12 protein-coding genes are annotated in these 16,884 nt (G+C 42.5%); 1 reads left to right on the forward strand and 11 read right to left on the reverse strand.

The features are described 5' to 3' along the window. Nucleotides 1-213: 213 nt before the first annotated feature. From icd to ACXAD1_RS19480, 3 genes are all read right to left on the reverse strand, one after another. A complete protein-coding gene (gene icd, locus ACXAD1_RS19470; protein WP_206839067.1) occupies nt 214-1,482 on the reverse strand; it encodes an NADP-dependent isocitrate dehydrogenase in 1,269 nt (422 codons plus the stop codon). A gap of 210 nt (nt 1,483-1,692) precedes the next feature. Next, a complete protein-coding gene (gene citZ, locus ACXAD1_RS19475; protein ID WP_206839068.1) occupies nt 1,693-2,814 on the reverse strand; it encodes a citrate synthase in 1,122 nt (373 codons plus the stop codon). Nucleotides 2,815-3,479: 665 nt separating this feature from the next. Further along, on the reverse strand, nt 3,480-3,941 hold the full coding sequence (locus ACXAD1_RS19480; RefSeq protein ID WP_206839070.1) for a DUF441 domain-containing protein: 462 nt from the start codon (nt 3,939-3,941) through the stop codon (nt 3,480-3,482). 226 nt (nt 3,942-4,167) lie between these two features. On the opposite strand from ACXAD1_RS19480, the gene ytvI reads away from it, so the two are divergent. Further along, a complete protein-coding gene (ytvI, locus tag ACXAD1_RS19485; RefSeq protein ID WP_206839072.1) occupies nt 4,168-5,286 on the forward strand; it encodes a sporulation integral membrane protein YtvI in 1,119 nt (372 codons plus the stop codon). Between the two features lie 165 nt (nt 5,287-5,451). Here ytvI and ACXAD1_RS19490 read toward each other — a convergent pair whose 3' ends face one another. The 8 genes from ACXAD1_RS19490 to dnaE all read right to left on the reverse strand — a co-directional run bounded on the left by ACXAD1_RS19490 (nt 5,452) and on the right by dnaE (nt 16,847). Then, entirely contained in the window at nt 5,452-5,838 is a 387-nt protein-coding gene (locus ACXAD1_RS19490) for an FxsA family protein (RefSeq protein WP_206839073.1), read from the reverse strand. 123 nt (nt 5,839-5,961) lie between these two features. After that, nucleotides 5,962-7,722, reverse strand: a complete 1,761-nt coding sequence (pyk, locus tag ACXAD1_RS19495; protein ID WP_474910803.1) for a pyruvate kinase — start codon at nt 7,720-7,722, stop codon at nt 5,962-5,964. 342 nt (nt 7,723-8,064) lie between these two features. Next, nucleotides 8,065-9,024, reverse strand: coding sequence for a 6-phosphofructokinase (gene pfkA / locus ACXAD1_RS19500; RefSeq protein WP_206839075.1), 960 nt, complete (start codon nt 9,022-9,024; stop codon nt 8,065-8,067). A gap of 407 nt (nt 9,025-9,431) precedes the next feature. Further along, nucleotides 9,432-10,409 (reverse strand): acetyl-CoA carboxylase carboxyl transferase subunit alpha, encoded by a 978-nt coding sequence (gene accA, locus ACXAD1_RS19505; RefSeq protein ID WP_370221446.1) that lies wholly within the window; start codon nt 10,407-10,409, stop codon nt 9,432-9,434. Next, nucleotides 10,394-11,272, reverse strand: coding sequence for an acetyl-CoA carboxylase, carboxyltransferase subunit beta (gene accD, locus ACXAD1_RS19510; protein ID WP_206839077.1), 879 nt, complete (start codon nt 11,270-11,272; stop codon nt 10,394-10,396). Before accD ends, accA begins: the two co-directional genes overlap by 16 nt. A gap of 162 nt (nt 11,273-11,434) precedes the next feature. Continuing rightward, on the reverse strand, nt 11,435-11,998 hold the full coding sequence (locus ACXAD1_RS19515) for a FadR/GntR family transcriptional regulator (RefSeq protein ID WP_211202524.1): 564 nt from the start codon (nt 11,996-11,998) through the stop codon (nt 11,435-11,437). Between the two features lie 68 nt (nt 11,999-12,066). Further along, nucleotides 12,067-13,305, reverse strand: a complete 1,239-nt coding sequence (gene ystJ, locus ACXAD1_RS19520; protein WP_206839080.1) for an NADP-dependent malic enzyme — start codon at nt 13,303-13,305, stop codon at nt 12,067-12,069. 182 nt (nt 13,306-13,487) lie between these two features. Continuing rightward, on the reverse strand, nt 13,488-16,847 hold the full coding sequence (gene dnaE / locus ACXAD1_RS19525; RefSeq protein ID WP_474910804.1) for a DNA polymerase III subunit alpha: 3,360 nt from the start codon (nt 16,845-16,847) through the stop codon (nt 13,488-13,490). Nucleotides 16,848-16,884 lie beyond the last annotated feature (37 nt).

Here is a 16,884-nt window from a genome sequence, read left to right on the forward strand (position 1 = left end):
ACACTGCAGAAATAGTATATTAGGCAAAAGCGCCTTTTATTAAAGGCGCTTTCGTTTTTCATAAATAAAAAAGTATAAAAATCTGAACTTCGATAACTGTCTAGCTCCAGCGCCTAGCCCCTCGGGTCATAAGCCAAATCACTCCAGAAATCAGGATTTCCTGCATGATTCGTCTTATGCCTGTCGGGGCTGATCAAGGCGCTTCCGCTTTTCTTATTCCATATTTTTAATTAATTCGTCTGCAAATTCCGAGCATTTCACTTCAGTTGCTCCATCCATTAGACGGGCAAAATCATATGTTACGACTTTTGAAGCGATAGATTTTTCCATAGATTTAACGATCATGTTTGCAGCTTCGTTCCATCCAAGGTGTTCAAGCATTAATACACCTGAAAGAATAACAGAAGAAGGGTTAACCTTATCAAGACCAGCATACTTTGGAGCTGTACCATGAGTTGCTTCAAAGATCGCATGTCCAGTTTCATAGTTAATGTTTGCTCCTGGAGCAATACCAATGCCGCCAACCTGTGCAGCAAGTGCGTCAGAAATATAATCGCCGTTCAAGTTCATTGTCGCAACAACATCAAACTCATTTGGACGTGTAAGGATCTGCTGAAGGAAGATATCAGCAATCGCATCTTTAACGATAATTTTGCCAGCTGCTTCTGCATCTGCCTGTGCTTTGTTCGCAGCATCAACACCCTGTTCATCTTTAATGCGGTCATATTGAGCCCAAGTGAATACTTTTTCTCCGTACTCTCTTTCAGCAAGCTCATAACCCCAGTTTTTAAAGGCACCCTCAGTAAATTTCATGATATTGCCTTTATGTACAAGTGTAAGAGATTTACGGCCTTCTTTGATTGCATACTCGATGGCAGCGCGTACAAGGCGGCTAGTTCCTTCTTCTGATACAGGCTTAATGCCGATGCCTGAAGTTTCCGGGAAGCGGATCTTATTAACACCCATTTCATCCTTAAGGAATGAGATTAGTTTTTTAACCTCATCAGAGCCTTTTGCATACTCAATGCCGGCATAAATATCTTCAGTATTTTCACGGAAAATAACCATGTCAGTATCCTGAGGGCGCTTAACTGGAGAAGGAACTCCTTCAAACCAGCGGACCGGACGAAGACACACGAATAGGTCAAGTTCCTGGCGAAGCGCAACGTTCAGGGAGCGGATGCCGCCGCCGATTGGTGTTGTTAACGGTCCTTTGATTGCAATAAGATATTCATTGATCACATCAAGTGTTTCAGAAGGAAGCCACTCACCAGTCTGGTTAAAAGCTTTTTCTCCTGCTAATACTTCTTTCCAGACAAGCTTGCGCTCACCTTTATATGCTTTTTCAACAGAAGCATCCAATACACGGGAAGCTGCTGCCCAAATATCAGGGCCTGTTCCGTCTCCTTCGATAAAAGGGACGATTGGATTATTTGGTACGTTTAATACACCATTAGTTACTGTGATTTTTTCACCTTGCATTGTTATACCCTCCATTTTGAAAAGTGTGCGAGCATCAGCCTTTTTATTTATATAGTCTGCGGCACGATGCTGCATCAGTATATCAGAATCAAAGGTTAGAAGGCATTTGCCCCTAACCTTTTCCCTGCTCTCTCTATTACAGCAATTTTTTGATAAAAAGTAAAATGCTGAGTAATAATTTTAGTTCTATTAATCTGCTTTTTCTGCTTTTTAAAGGCCTCTTTGCTCTACTGGCACATATTTTTGCATTCCAGGGCCAGTATAGTCAGCACGTGGGCGGATCAGACGATTATTCTCATATTGTTCAAGAATATGAGCCAGCCATCCGGATACGCGGCTTACAGCGAAAATCGGCGTGAACAGGTCGTGGTCGATTCCCAGGCTGTGGTATACAGATGCAGAATAGAAGTCGACATTTGGCGGAAGTTTTTTCTCCCCGGTAACAATCGCTTCAATTTGCGTGGACATTTCGTACCAGTGTGGTTCCCCGGTAAGTTCTGTAAGCTTTTTGGACATTTCTCTTAAATGCTTGGCACGAGGGTCGCCCTGACGGTATACACGATGCCCAAAGCCCATGATTTTCTCTTTCTTTTCAAGCTTTTCACGGATATAAGGCTCCACGTTTTCAAGAGTGCTGATTTCAGTAAGCATTTTCATTACCGCTTCATTGGCACCGCCATGCAGCGGCCCTTTTAAAGCGCCAATTGCAGCTGTAACTCCGGAATAAATATCTGACAATGTGGCTACACATACACGTGCAGTAAAAGTGGAAGCATTTAGTTCATGGTCAGCATGAAGAACCAGTGCTTTATTAAATGCTTCAATCGCGATTGGTTCAGGCTCTTTGCCTGTAAGCATGTATAGGAAGTTGGCTGCAAATCCAAGATCTGTTCTAGGAGCAATTGGCTCAAGGCCTTTTCTTACTCTAGCAAAAGCCGTTACGATAGCGGGCATTTTAGCTTGAAGGCGGATTGCTTTTTTATAATTTGCTTCTTCATCCATCTGGTCTGCTTCTTCATCATAAAGACCTAATAAAGACACTGCAGAACGAAGGGCAGCCATTGGATGCACTTTGTCAATTGGATATGTTTTAAAATGGTTCAGAACTTCCTCTGGAAGAGAGTAGTTTGCTGCAAGCTGACTCTTTAACTCATCCAGCTGGGATTGAGTAGGAAGCTTTCTGTGCCATAAAAGATAAATAACCTCTTCAAAGCTTGCATTTTCAGCCAAATCATCAATATTGTAGCCTGCATAGGTTAATGTATCGTCTATGATGGAGCTGATAGACGAAGTAGTAGCTACTACCCCTTCAAGACCGCGTGTTACTGTCATACCGAATCTCTCCTTTACATAATAAAATTTCCCCATACCCATTTTTGTCTGTACATTAAACATAAGTAAGCCGGACCTGATTTTTCATTTTTCAGAAAAGCTTCCTTGTCATGTCCACATTCTGTTTTATCTTTATTATGAACACTTTATAGGGCTGCAGGACAGCCATTGCAAAGCCGGCTGTATTAGCCGATCTACAGACCAAAACCATGAAAGGTGAAACTTCCATTTAATGAAAGGGCACTCCCCGATATACGGAAGAAATAAACTTTCTTTTGGCATGCATTCCATCGAGCGGTTGCTCGGTACTCTTTAAAAAAAAGAAAATGCTTACATTTTGTCTGAATAGAAAAAAATAAAATATATTAATAACATTTTAATAGAGCTTAACTGAATATAATAGGTACCGTGAAATAGGTTACGCTTACAAGTCCTATTATAAACAATTATCTGACTTTTGTGAATGAAAAGCACTTAAAATGTTAAAAAATATTATTTTTCAAAAAAAGTTTATTTACATTATTGCCCAAGGGCAATAAGAAAAGCGGAAGCGCCTTGCCCATCCCCGACACCTCGAGGGGAAAGGCTGCTTGCGCTAGACAGACATCAAAGTTCAAAGTTTTCTTTCTTCTTTTCAAAAAATCTATCATGGGCACTTTAATCATTCATTTAAAGAGTTCAAAGATTTTCATTGCCATATACGCAATTCCTGCCCCTATCAGAGGACCGACGGCAACACCTTTAAAAAGGGAAACAGCAAGAATGGTCCCAAGAACAAGAGCAGTTGTTATATGAGGGTCTTCAGCCAGCATAACAATGCCGCCTTTAGCCAGCAGCGCAACTGCAATCCCTGAGACAAGGGCAACCCATGCATAAGGGGACCTGAATGCTCCGCCTAAATCCCGGAAGCCGATTTCACCGCTTGCTATAGGTGCCAGGACAGCGATTGTAATAATGGTTACACCCCAGTTAATCCCTTTAGACTGCAGGAATGAAAAGGCTTTTGAATCGAGGCCGGCTGCTTTAAGGACAATCAATACAAAGACAGCAATAATCAATGATTGATTTTTTGCTATTACACCTATACCCAGCAAAAGAAACAAAAAAATGAGCGGTTGGGAAAACATTTGCTAATTCACCTGCCAGCTTTCTATATTATCGTAACATAATTTAATTCAATTTAATAATTTATGAGTTCTTTACCGGATTTTAATAAATAGAATAAGTATTACTAGACAATAGCTAATTATTTTTAGCTCCATCAAAAATAATGTATGATATGACTAATAACATTACATAAAAGCTGCAGCTGCAATGACTTAGTCTGTTTTAATTAAATAAGGAGGCTATTACTTGAACCCGGCATATATCTATCGGACCGTAAGATTTTTCTTTGTCATTGGAGTAGTGATCTTAAGTCTCTATGCTTTCGTATATTTATCCAAAGTGACTTACCCTTTCATTATTGGACTGGCAATTGCCTTTCTAATAAATCCCTTTGTCAACATGATGGAAGTTAAATGGAAAATACCCAGGGCTCTTGCAGTTCTCATCGCTCTGATTCTTATCTTTGCCATTTTTGCTGGATTAATCACCTTGCTGGTGGCAGAGATCGTATCTGGTGCGGATTATTTGGCAAAAGTAGTGCCGCAGCACCTCGATACTTTGATTGACTTTATTGAGCAGTTCTTTGCTGGGCAAATCATCCCTCTTTATAACCAGCTTGCAAGTTTATTTAATAATCTTGGCACCGGCCAGCAGGATACCATAATGACGAACATAGAAAATGTCGGGAAGCAATTTGGCTCCACACTGGGAGATTTTATCCAGGCATTTTTCGAGAAAATCCCAAACATCCTTTCCTGGTTTCCCAATGCAGCAACTGTCCTGATTTTCTCGCTGCTGGCCACTTTTTTCATCAGCAAGGATTGGCATAGGCTGTCAGGCCTCTTCAGCCGCATACTGCCCACCCGTGCAAAAAAGAGCGGCAGAACTGTATTTGCCGATCTGCAGAAGGCCTTGTTTGGCTTCGTCAAGGCACAGGCAACCTTAGTATCTATTACGACTGTTATCATACTTGCCGGACTGCTGATATTGCGTGTCGATTATGCAATTACGATTGCACTTGTGACTGGCCTTGTCGATATCATTCCCTATCTTGGCACAGGACTGATTTTTGTGCCATGGATCATCTATGAGGCAATCGGCGGAGAAATGAGCAGGGCAATCGGACTTGGCATTCTTTATATCATCGTATTGGCACAGCGCCAGATAATGGAGCCGAAAATTCTTTCATCAAGCATTGGACTTGATCCTTTGGCTACTCTGATTGCTTTATTTGTCGGTTTTAAACTGATTGGATTTTTGGGCTTAATCGCCGGTCCGGTTACTCTTGTACTCATCACCACTCTTCATAAAGCTGGAGTATTCAGGGATATCTGGATGTTTATAAAAGGCAATGAAGCAGATTAAGTTGAAGAACCTGAATATGGGCATCGCTTTCAATCAGGCTATGTAATGGATTAACTATTTGGCACTTTACATAACCATAAGGCGTGAAAATACCAGAAAATATAGATGATAATAAAATAAACAAGCCGCTCCCATTTATAGGAGCGGCTTTATATATAGCTGTTTTCACCTGATTATCGTGATCGTTCCCTTGTTCATCCATTTTTTCAGACCTATATACAGGATGTTTTTAAATACTTTTCTTGCAGAAGGAAGAAGCAATGTAAAACCTAATGCATCTGTAATAAATCCGGGTGCAAGAAGCAAGGTGCCTCCAATAAGAATGCAGGCCCCATCAAGAATGGCATCCCCAGGCATTTGCCCGCAGCGAAGCTGATCCTGTATTTTTCTTATTGTTTCAATGCCCTGTTTTTTAGCCAGATAAGCACCGAGAACGCCTGTAAACAAGATAATCGCAATAGTAGGCCATAGCCCAATTGTGTTCCCTGATAGAAGTAAAACACCAATTTCAGCAGCAGGGACGATTATCATCAGCAAGAGAATGTAGCGCATCAAGCCACCTCTATTTTGTATAAGACTTACTTTTATTATACCAAACATGGAACTGAGAATATAACAATTTGTCTGTCCCAGGAATCAAAAAAGGAAGGAGAACCCCTTCCTTTTTTAGTCTAATTACAGTACGCTTGCATGGCCGTTATAAATGACGCCGCGCTGCGAATCGACTGTTACTTCCTGTCCATCTTTGAGAAGGGTTGTTGCTTGTTCAACCCCTACAATGACAGGTATGCCAATATTAAGGCCTACAACAGCCGCATGGCTTGTAAGCCCGCCTTCTTCTGTAATAAGTGCACTGCATTTTTCAATAGCAGGCACCATTTCACGGTCAGAACCGATGGTAACCAGAATAGCCCCTTCTGTTACTTTTGCCAATGCTTCCTCTGCATTTCTAGCCACAACGACTTTTCCAAAGGCTGATTTGCGCCCGATTCCTTGCGCCTTAGCCAGGATATCCCCCACCACATGAATTTTCATTAAATTGGTGGTGCCAGCTTCACCAACAGGTACTCCAGCTGTAATAACAACTAAATCTCCTGATGCAACAATGCCGCTGTTCACACTTTCCTCAACTGCAATATCAAGCATATCGTCTGTAGTAGACGCTTTTTGGCCAATTTGAGGATAAACACCCCATGTTAAAGATAAACGGCGTGAAACATAGTCATTTGATGTAACAGCAACAATAGGAGCTTTTGGACGGTACTTTGAGATCATTCTTGCTGTATGGCCACTCTCAGTTGGTGTAATAATTGCGTTAACATCAAGGTTTAGAGCTGTATGTGCCACGGATTGTCCAATCGCATCAGTAATGTTATGTTCATTATCTTTGCTTCGGTTTGATAGGATTTCTTTATGGTCTAATGCAGATTCTGCTCTTGACGCGATGTTGTGCATCGTCTGCACAGCCTCGACAGGATAAGAGCCTGCAGCCGTTTCGCCTGATAACATGATAGCATCAGTACCATCGAAAATGGCATTTGCCACATCACTCGCTTCTGCGCGTGTTGGGCGGGGGTTGCGCTGCATGGAATCCAGCATTTGTGTTGCAGTAATAACAGGTTTACCCTGTGCATTGCACTTTTTAATTAATTTTTTTTGCACGAGCGGAACTTCTTCTGCTGGAATTTCAACACCAAGGTCTCCGCGCGCTACCATTAGACCGTCGGAAATTTCAAGAATTTCATCAATATTATCCACACCTTCCTGATTTTCAATCTTAGGAATGATGTTGATATAAGAGGCATTGTGCTCTTCAAGCAGCTGTCTGATTTCCAAAACATCAGACGCTCTGCGGACAAAAGAAGCAGCGATGAAATCGACGCCCTGTTCGATTCCGAATATGATGTCCTGAGCATCTTTCTCCGTTATGCCAGGAAGATTCACGGATACCCCCGGAACGTTGACGCCTTTTTTATTTTTAAGTGTTCCGCTATTTAAGATTTTTGTGTGAATTTCACTGTTGGCTTTATCGATTTTTGTCACTTCAAGACCAATTAAACCGTCGTCAAGCAGAATTTTGCTTCCTGTGTGCACATCTTCAATAAGCCCTGCATATGTAACGGAAAACTTATCTGCTGTTCCTTCAACCTCGTTCATGGAGATAATAATGTTTTCCCCGGCTCTCAGTTCAATCGCACCATCCTGCATATTGTTTGTGCGGATTTCCGGTCCTTTGGTATCCAAAAGAATCGCTACTGTTTTGCCGGTCTTTTCTGAAGCCACACGGATATTCTGAATTCTCTGTCCATGCTCCTGAAAATCACCATGGGAGAAATTTAAACGGGCAACATTCATCCCTGCTTCAATAAGCTGTGTTAACTTTTCAACACTTTCACTGGCAGGTCCAATAGTACAAACGATTTTCGTTTTACGCATAATAATTTACCTCCTGATTTGATGCAGCTTGAATACAAGAAAACTTAAGCGCCTTGCCCACCCCCGACAAGCACAAGACGAGCCTCTCGGAAAGGCGTTCTTTGCCTTTTTGGGAGGATCGCCCGAAGTGTGGAGGCGACTGCCCAGGGACGACAGGCATAAGACGGTTCCTGTAAGAAGGCGTTTTTCCTTCTGAAAGGATACGGCTTATGACCCCGAGTCCCTAGGAGCCGAAACAAGACAAGCTTGTGACCTCGAGGGGATAGGCTGCTTGCGCTAGACAGTTATCTTGTCAGCACAGGACCTTTTTGGGCGCATTGTGCTGGTTAATATGTGACAAATTTAAATAGACAGCTCTTTCGAAAGTTTGTATAGATCCAGGTCAAGTGTATGCTCCCTATCCAATATTTCTATTATATCATGGTCAACAAGTTTATTATTTTGAATTCCTACTGCACGCCCGCCTTTGCCTTCAAGGAGAAGTTCTACTGCATGCGCTCCAAGGCGGCTTGCCAGCACCCGGTCGAATGCAGTTGGGGATCCGCCCCTCTGCATATGGCCAAGAACGGACACCCTTGTATCAAAGTTTGTTGTGTCTTTGATCTGCTTGGCAAATTCCACTCCGCTGCAGACTCCTTCTGCAACCACAATGATACTGTGTTTTTTGCCGCGTTCATGCCCCTTTTTAAGTCTCTCTGCTATTTCATCCATACTATAGCCTGCTTCAGGGATAAGGATTGTTTCCGCACCGCCTGCTAATCCTGCACATAAAGCGATGTCTCCTGCATCTCTTCCCATCACTTCAATGATAAATGTTCTTTCATGGGAAGTAGCTGTATCACGGATTTTATCAATTGCATCAATAACCGTATTTAAAGCCGTGTCAAAGCCAATAGTATACTGCGTTCCCGGAATATCGTTATCAATGGTGCCAGGTACGCCCACACAAGGAAATCCCTGCTCTGTCAAAGCCTTTGCTCCACGATATGATCCGTCCCCGCCAATTACTACAAGACCTTCAATGCCGTGCTTATTCATCTGTTCAATGCCTTTTTGCTGGCCTTCTTTTGTTTTGAACTCTTCGCTTCTTGCAGAATGCAGGACTGTGCCGCCGCGATGGATGATGTCACCAACCGAACCAAGGTCAAGCTTCTTAATATTCCCTGACATTAAACCGGAATATCCTCCATAAACACCATATATTTCAATATTATGATAGATCGCTTTACGGACAACTGCACGTACAGCTGCATTCATGCCAGGAGAATCGCCGCCGCTTGTTAATACTCCTATTTTCTTCACAATAATCACCCCGAATGTAATTTATATAAAAATAAGAAAGCGTGTTGTCTGATGCGCTGTTTATTAACAGCCTATAAACCATGGACACGCCTGCCCAGGAATTTTGTATGTAATATAGGCTCTTTATGTAAAGCAGAGCATAGTCTGCTTATCTTATTATTGAACAAAACGCTATTGAATATTTCTAAAATACCATGAAGAAGGGAGCATCTCAACTTAATCACGCAAATTCAAGGAAATACAGAATTGTCGGGATACTGAAAGCGTTTTATATTGAAAACCTGTATTTTTTCACTTTGAAAGCGGGATTATCATGTAAGCCTCCCGCTGGCGAAGATAGGCTTCCATTCGGCACCAGGGTGCAATACGGATGTGCAAAAAATAAAAGCGTGCCCGAAAGCACGCTTTTATTTTACCCCAATAAATTCCTTTAAAAACGAATATTCACCAATGGATTTAAACTTGTTGTACCGGTGGTCAATCAGCTGTTCTTCAGAAAGATCCATCAATTCCTTCAATGATTGATAAAGGACCTCTCCAATTTCAGCGGCCTGAACCTTTACATCTTTATGGGCCCCGCCCTTTACCTCTTCGATAATCTCATCAACAACACCTAATTCTTTTAAATCCGGAGCGGTAATTCTCATGGATTCTGCAGCCTTTTTGGCCTGCGTGGCATCCTTCCAGAGAATGGCAGCAGCTCCCTCTGGAGAGATAACCGAATAAGTGGAGTTCTCAAGCATGTGAATATGGTTTCCCACACCGAGAGCCAGCGCCCCGCCGCTTCCTCCTTCACCGATGACGATACAGATAACAGGCACCCTAAGGCTTGCCATTTCAAACAGATTTTTGGCAATTGCCTCACTCTGCCCGCGTTCCTCTGCGGCTTTCCCGGGATAGGCACCCTTTGTATCAATGAAACAAATAATCGGCCTTCTGAATTTATCTGCTTGCTTCATAAGCCTTAATGCTTTGCGGTAACCTTCAGGATGCGGCATTCCAAAATTTCGGCGGATATTCTCTTTTGTGTCTTTTCCGCGCTGGTGCCCGATGACAGTAACCGGAAGGCCCCTAAACTTTGCAATGCCTCCAACAATGGCTTCGTCATCCCCAAAAGCACGATCTCCATGACACTCGAAAAAATCCTCAAAAAGATAGGAGATATAGTCCTGGGTGGTTGGCCTTGCGGGATGTCTTGCAATCTGCACACGATCCCACGGTTTCATATTTTCATATATATCGGTTTCTAATTTTTCCAAGCGCGCTTCCAGCTTTTCTATCTCAGAGGATAGGTCTACATCGGCTGTTTTTGTGAACTCTTTTAATTCAGCAATCTTTTTTTTCAGTTCCATAACCGGGCGTTCAAATTCTAATTCTCCTGCCATTGGAAGTCACCTCCTGGTTGATGTATCGATAGAATGGCTGATATCTTGTCCTTTAACTCTGTTCTGGGAATCACCGCATCCAATTGACCGTGTTTTAATAAGAATTCTGCTGTCTGGAAGTCTTCCGGCAGTTCTTCACGGATTGTTTGTTCTATGATTCTGCGTCCCGCAAAGCCAATCAAAGCACCAGGCTCCGCCAAATTATAATCTCCCAGTGAAGCAAAGCTTGCAGACACACCGCCCGTTGTCGGATGAGTCATAATGGAGATAATCAGGCCGCCATTATCACTGAACCTTTTTAAGGCTACACTTGTCTTAGCCATTTGCATCAGGCTCAATACGCCTTCCTGCATTCTTGCTCCGCCTGAAGCGGTAAATATAATAAAAGGAACTCCCAATTCATCAGCTTTTTCAATGGCACGGGTAATTTTTTCTCCGACTACTGAGCCCATGCTTCCCATTCTGAAAGTGGAATCCATAACGGCCACTGCAAGTTTTTGGCCATTTACAGTGCCTGTCCCAGTCACTACCGCTTCATTAATCTTTGTTTTTTCCCGATCCTTTTCTAGCTTTTCAATATAATCCGGGAAATTTAGAGGATTTTCAGATATCATGTTTGCGTTAATTTCCTCAAAGCTATTGGCATCCAAAAAGCTTTCCAAACGCTCTTTTGAATTCATGGTGTGGTGGTATTGACAGTGGAAACACACTTTAAGGTTCTTAACCAATTCTTTTGTATACATGATCTTCTTGCAGTTCGGACACTTTGTCATGATTCCTTCCGGCACATCCTGCTTTGCCGTTTCCGATGGAATGGTTGCATATTTCTTCTTCTTCGTCTTAGTGAAAATATCTTTAAGCAAGATGAAACCTCCCTGATAATCGCTGAATCATTTCCATTAATTTCAATAGTGGTCAGACCACCGATTTAAAAATGAATGCCTAACTCTCCTAGGCTCTTTTTATGCTTGTCTGATTATTTAAATATAGAGGATATCAGCTTTAAAATCTGCAAAAAATTGTCGTTAGCCTTTCGACAATTTTCTCAGATTCCTATATACACGAATAACTTCAGATTCATTTCTGGAAATCAATGTCTCAATCAGCTTTGCATATTGTTCCCTGGTTACCATCATTGTCTCCAGATCCAAAGAATTATAATAATCTTTAAGGATAATCCAGATGCGGAGGAAAAGATGATTATCTGCAAGTGTGACGATTTCCAGGAAAAAGTCATCATCTGAGTAGTCTGCTTCAAGAGACCACTTTTTGAACCTAAGAAGCTGCTCTTCTCCAGCCTTTTGAATGATTAGCCATAAACAATCAAGCTCGATCAAAAACTTGGTTTCTTTAACATCTCTTATGGATTTCTTATCCTGAAGAATAAACGTGCTAAGCAGCTGTACGAGCTGATGTCCTCTAAAATCCCTCATAAAAGTCCCCTCGCCCCTCCTTGTCTCTATTAAGCCAAGAAGTTCAAGGGCTCTTAACGCTTCCCGAACGGAAGAGCGCCCGACACCCAGGCGCTCTGACAGCTCTCTTTCAGAAGGCAATCGATCTCCAGGCTTAAGTCCGTCATTTTCAATCATGGACCTAAGCTGTTTAACAATGCCGATATAAACCTTCGTGTTATTTTGAGGTGGATTCACGTATGGAGTCACTCACCTTTTCCAATGACAGCAAGTTGCTTCGTTTTTTCCTTTACTTCTTCAGGATCCACTTTAATGCGGGCAACACCGGTTTCCATAGCTGCCTTTGCCACAGCGGCCGCAACTGCAGGAGCAACACGGGGATCGAATGGCCCAGGGATGACATAATCCGCATTCAGCTCATCCTGATGAACCAAATTGGCAATGGCTTCAACAGCAGCTACTTTCATTTTCTCATTGATATGAGTTGCTCGGACATCCAGAGCTCCTCTGAAAATTCCAGGGAAAGCCAGCACATTATTGACCTGATTTGGAAAGTCGGATCTTCCTGTTCCGACTACCATCGCTCCAGCCGCTTTCGCTTCTTCAGGCATAATTTCAGGAGTTGGATTGGCCATAGCGAAAATAATCGGGTCCTGATTCATGGCACCAATCATCTCTGCCGTTAACGCTCCAGCCGCAGAAACCCCGATGAATACGTCCGCGCCTTTAATAACATCAGCTAGGCTTCCCTTCGCATTCTCACGATTCGTATACTTCGCTACTTCATTTTTTATCTCATTCATTCCCTGCGGGCGGCCTTCATAGATGGCACCCTTTGTGTCACACATAATAATATCGCGAACACCATAGCTGTAAAGAAGTTTAATAATGGCAATTCCGGCCGCACCCGCACCGTTTGCCACAACCTTAATTTCATTCATTTTCTTCCCCGAAAGCTTCAAGGCATTCACAAGACCTGCAACAGTCACAATGGCAGTGCCATGCTGGTCATCATGGAAAACAGGAATATTTGTTTCCTTCTTTAACCGCTCCTCTACATAAAAGCAATTTGGAGCAGCAATATCTTCAAGGTTTACGCCTCCAAATGTAGGCTCAAGAAGTTTTACAGTCTCAACGATTTTATCAACATCGGTCGTATTAAGGCAAATTGGAAATGCATCCACTCCTGCAAAACTTTTGAATAGGACAGCTTTGCCTTCCATTACAGGCAGGGCGGCTTCCGGCCCGATATTTCCTAATCCCAGCACAGCTGTTCCATCGGAAACTACCGCGACCATATTACCTTTCATCGTATATTCATAGACAGTTTCCGGCTTATCATAAATCTCCTTGCAGGGCTCAGCAACCCCAGGGGAGTAAGCAAGGCTTAAGTCTTTGGCATTTCGCACCTGTACTTTTGATTTAGATTCCAATTTCCCTTTATTAACTCTATGCATATGCAGTGCTTCTTCGCGTAGGGTCAAAATTTTCACTCCTCATATTCCGGATAGGATTTATATATATAAAGATAGATCAACGTAGAAATATCTGCTGCCGTTCTGCTTGATTATCAGATGGCGCATGGCTTATCTTCCGCGTCAGTGGTCAGACCAGTTTATTTTTCTTCTTACAAATATACCATAATTGTTATTGTTGTAAAGCGTAATTACTTTAAAATGACGTTATTCTGCCCAAGCACTTTCATAAGCAAATGAAGGAAATCATCTGATGGTGTAATCAGGTCCTCTTCACCCAGGCGAATGGTTTTTCGGGAACTTTCATAATATAACACCACCTGAACCCGGCCTTCATTTTTCTTAAATAATTCTTTAAGCAAACGAAGATTTTCAGATGTTTCCCGATCCTCAGTAATCCTTAAATATAAAACCGGATCTTTGTTTTGCATTTTTTCAATTGCATCCTTCACATCATCAAGATGCTGGACAATCAGCTGTTTCTTTCCGTCCCGTTCCTCTAACCTTCCTTCCGCATAGACGATGCTTCCCTGTGAGCATTGCATTGAAAATCGGTTATACACCTTTGGAAAAACAACTGCCTCCATATCACCCGTCTGATCGCTCAAGGATAGAAATGCCATTGGCTCGCCTTTTTTCGTACGGATCTTTTTCACTTCGGATAAATATGCAACTGTTTTTGCCTTATTTGCATTTCTTTCGAGTTCAAGCAGCGGACTGGCATCCAGCAGGTGAAAAGATGATTCGTAAATTGAAACCGGATGATCTGATAAATACAGGCCCAGCACATCTTTTTCAAATCTCAGCTTGTCCTCGGAACGGATCGGATCTACTTCGGTATATTTAGGCTTAGGAAAAAATTCATCATCCTCAAAGAAATCAGTTTGATCGTCTTCCGGCATAACAAGCTGGGCATGTTCTGCAGCCACATCCAGGCTGGCAAGCAGAACAGCTCTATCTTCCCCAAATTCATCAAAGCTGCCTGAATAAACCAGAGATTCGAGGACCTTACGATTAACAGCTTTTGTTGAAACCCTGATGCAAAAATCAAACAGATCTTCAAAGCGCTTATTTTTCCTTGCCTGAAAAATATCCTTTAAAGCTGCAGCACCTAAGCCTTTTATGGCAGCAAGACTATATCTGATTGAATCTTTCTCTACCAGAAATGAGTAGCCGCTTTTATTAATGGATGGAGGGCTGAGCGCCAGACCAATCTGTCTAAGTTCTCCGATATATTGGGCAATCCTGCCCTCATTTCCTACGGCTGAAGTCAGCAGGGAAGCCATAAAGTAAAGCGGATAATGAGTTTTTAAATATGCCAGCTGATAAGCTATGAAACTGTATGCAACCGCATGGCTCCGATTAAATCCATAGTTTGCAAACCGGACAATTAGATCATATATATCATGAGCAGCTTGTTCATTATAGCCTTTCTTCACTGCTCCCCCTACAAAATGGACACGTTCACGGTCCAGCACTTCTTTTTGCTTTTTGCTGACCGCTCTCCGAAGCAAATCGGCTTCCCCCAGTGAAAATCCTGCCAATTTTGCAGCGATTTGCATAATTTGTTCCTGATACACGATGACACCATAAGTATTTTCAAGAATAGGCTTCAAATCAGGATGAGGATAATTTATCGGCTTCCTCCCATGCTTCCTGTCAATAAACAGCGGGATATTTTCCATTGGACCGGGGCGGTAAAGGGCATTGACAGCCACAATATCTTCAAAGCGTGTTGGCTGAAGCCTTGTCAGCACACTTCGCATTCCCTCAGATTCAAGCTGGAAAATGCCTGTAGTATCTCCTTTTCCCAATAGACTGTATACTGCCTCATCATTTAGGGGAATGTTTTTTATATCAATCTTTGTGCCTGTTTTTCTTTGGATAGAGATTAGGATATTCTCGATTAATGTCAGATTCCTAAGACCGAGAAAATCCATTTTTAATAGGCCGACATCTTCAAGATGCTCCATCGAGTATTGGGTCAAATAAACATTTTCATGTCCCTTTTGAATAGGAATGGCCTCAACCAGCGGGTGCTCGCTGATTACAACACCGGCAGCATGAGTGGATGTATGCCTTGGCAGACCTTCCAGTTTGATAGCCGTTTCAAAAAGCCTTCGATTTAAATCGGATTCCTGGGTGAATCTTCTTAGAGGCTCTGATTCTATGTAGGCCTCTTTGAGACTGATGCCCAATTTGGAAGGTACTTTTCTTGAAAGCATGTCCAGCTCTTTCGGATTAAGCCCAAATGCCCTGCCGACATCCCGAAGTGCAGCCTTGGCTGCAAGTGTTCCAAACGTAAGAATTTGGGCAACATGGAGCTCTCCATATTTCCTGGAGACATACCGAATCACCTCATCCCTTCTGTGATCCGGGAAATCTATATCAATATCAGGCATGGAGACTCTCTCAGGATTTAGGAATCGCTCAAATAATAACTGATGCTCAATTGGATCCACATCTGTAATGTATAAGACATAAGCAACCATTGAACCGGCAGCAGATCCCCGTCCCGGACCGGTTAAAATCCCATTTTCTCTCGAATACTTCATAAAATCCCATACGATTAGAAAATAATCGCTGAACTTCATGCTTCTAATTATATTCAGCTCATACCGCAAGCGTTCCCTATGCTCATCATCTGCGTGCGGATATCTGTCAGCAAAACCCTGCCAGCAGACTTCGGCCAATAGTTCATCGGCACTCATACCTCTTACAGCAGGATATTTAGGAAGGTTCTGTTTATCCAGCTCAAGCATGACATTGCATTGCTCTGATATCTTGATCGTATTCTCCAAAGCATCCGGATAAGCGGATAACAATTCCGCCATTTCCCCGGATGATTTTAAATAATACTCATCACTCTTCAGCCGCTCTCTCGCTTCATCCTGAAGCTTCTCTCCATTTTTAATGGCCAGCAGGCACTCGTGGGCAAAAGCATCTTCTTTCTTTAAATAACAGACACTATTTGAAGCAGCCAGGCCAATCCCAGTTTCTCCGGAAAGCTGTACCAGGAGTTCATGGTTTTTTTTCTCTTCACGCAGCCCATGATCCTGTATAGCGAGAAAGAATGAATTCGGCTCGAAAAGACTGCTGAAAAGTTCTGCTGTTCTTTTTGCCTGGCCGAATTCACCTGCCTCAAGATATTGTTCAATTTCCCCATCAAGGCCGGGAGTTAAAGCAAACAATCCTCCTGCATAGTGCTTTAGCCATTTAACAGGGATGCCTTCAGGCGATTTAGTCTGGACTGTGCTTGTGATTTTTAATAGATTCTGAAAACCCTGCCTGTCTTTAGCCAAAAGAACCAACGGATAAGCTTCGCCTTCGGTTATCTCGCTTAATACATCCACACAGAGGCCCAGGATCGGTTTTATGGACTGCTTAAGACATTCTTTATAAAAGGCAACAGCTCCGTACATGACATTCCGGTCCGTTAAAGCCAGGGCAGGAAATCTGTATTCCCTGGCGCCTGACACAAGCTGTTCTATTCTTGCCGTGCTCGACAGCAGGCTATAAGCGCTATATACATGAAGGTGAATAAATGACACGTTTTTCACACCCTTAATTTCTCTGTATTTTCATTAT

This window comes from Cytobacillus sp. ABV4_503 (assembly GCF_056158445.1).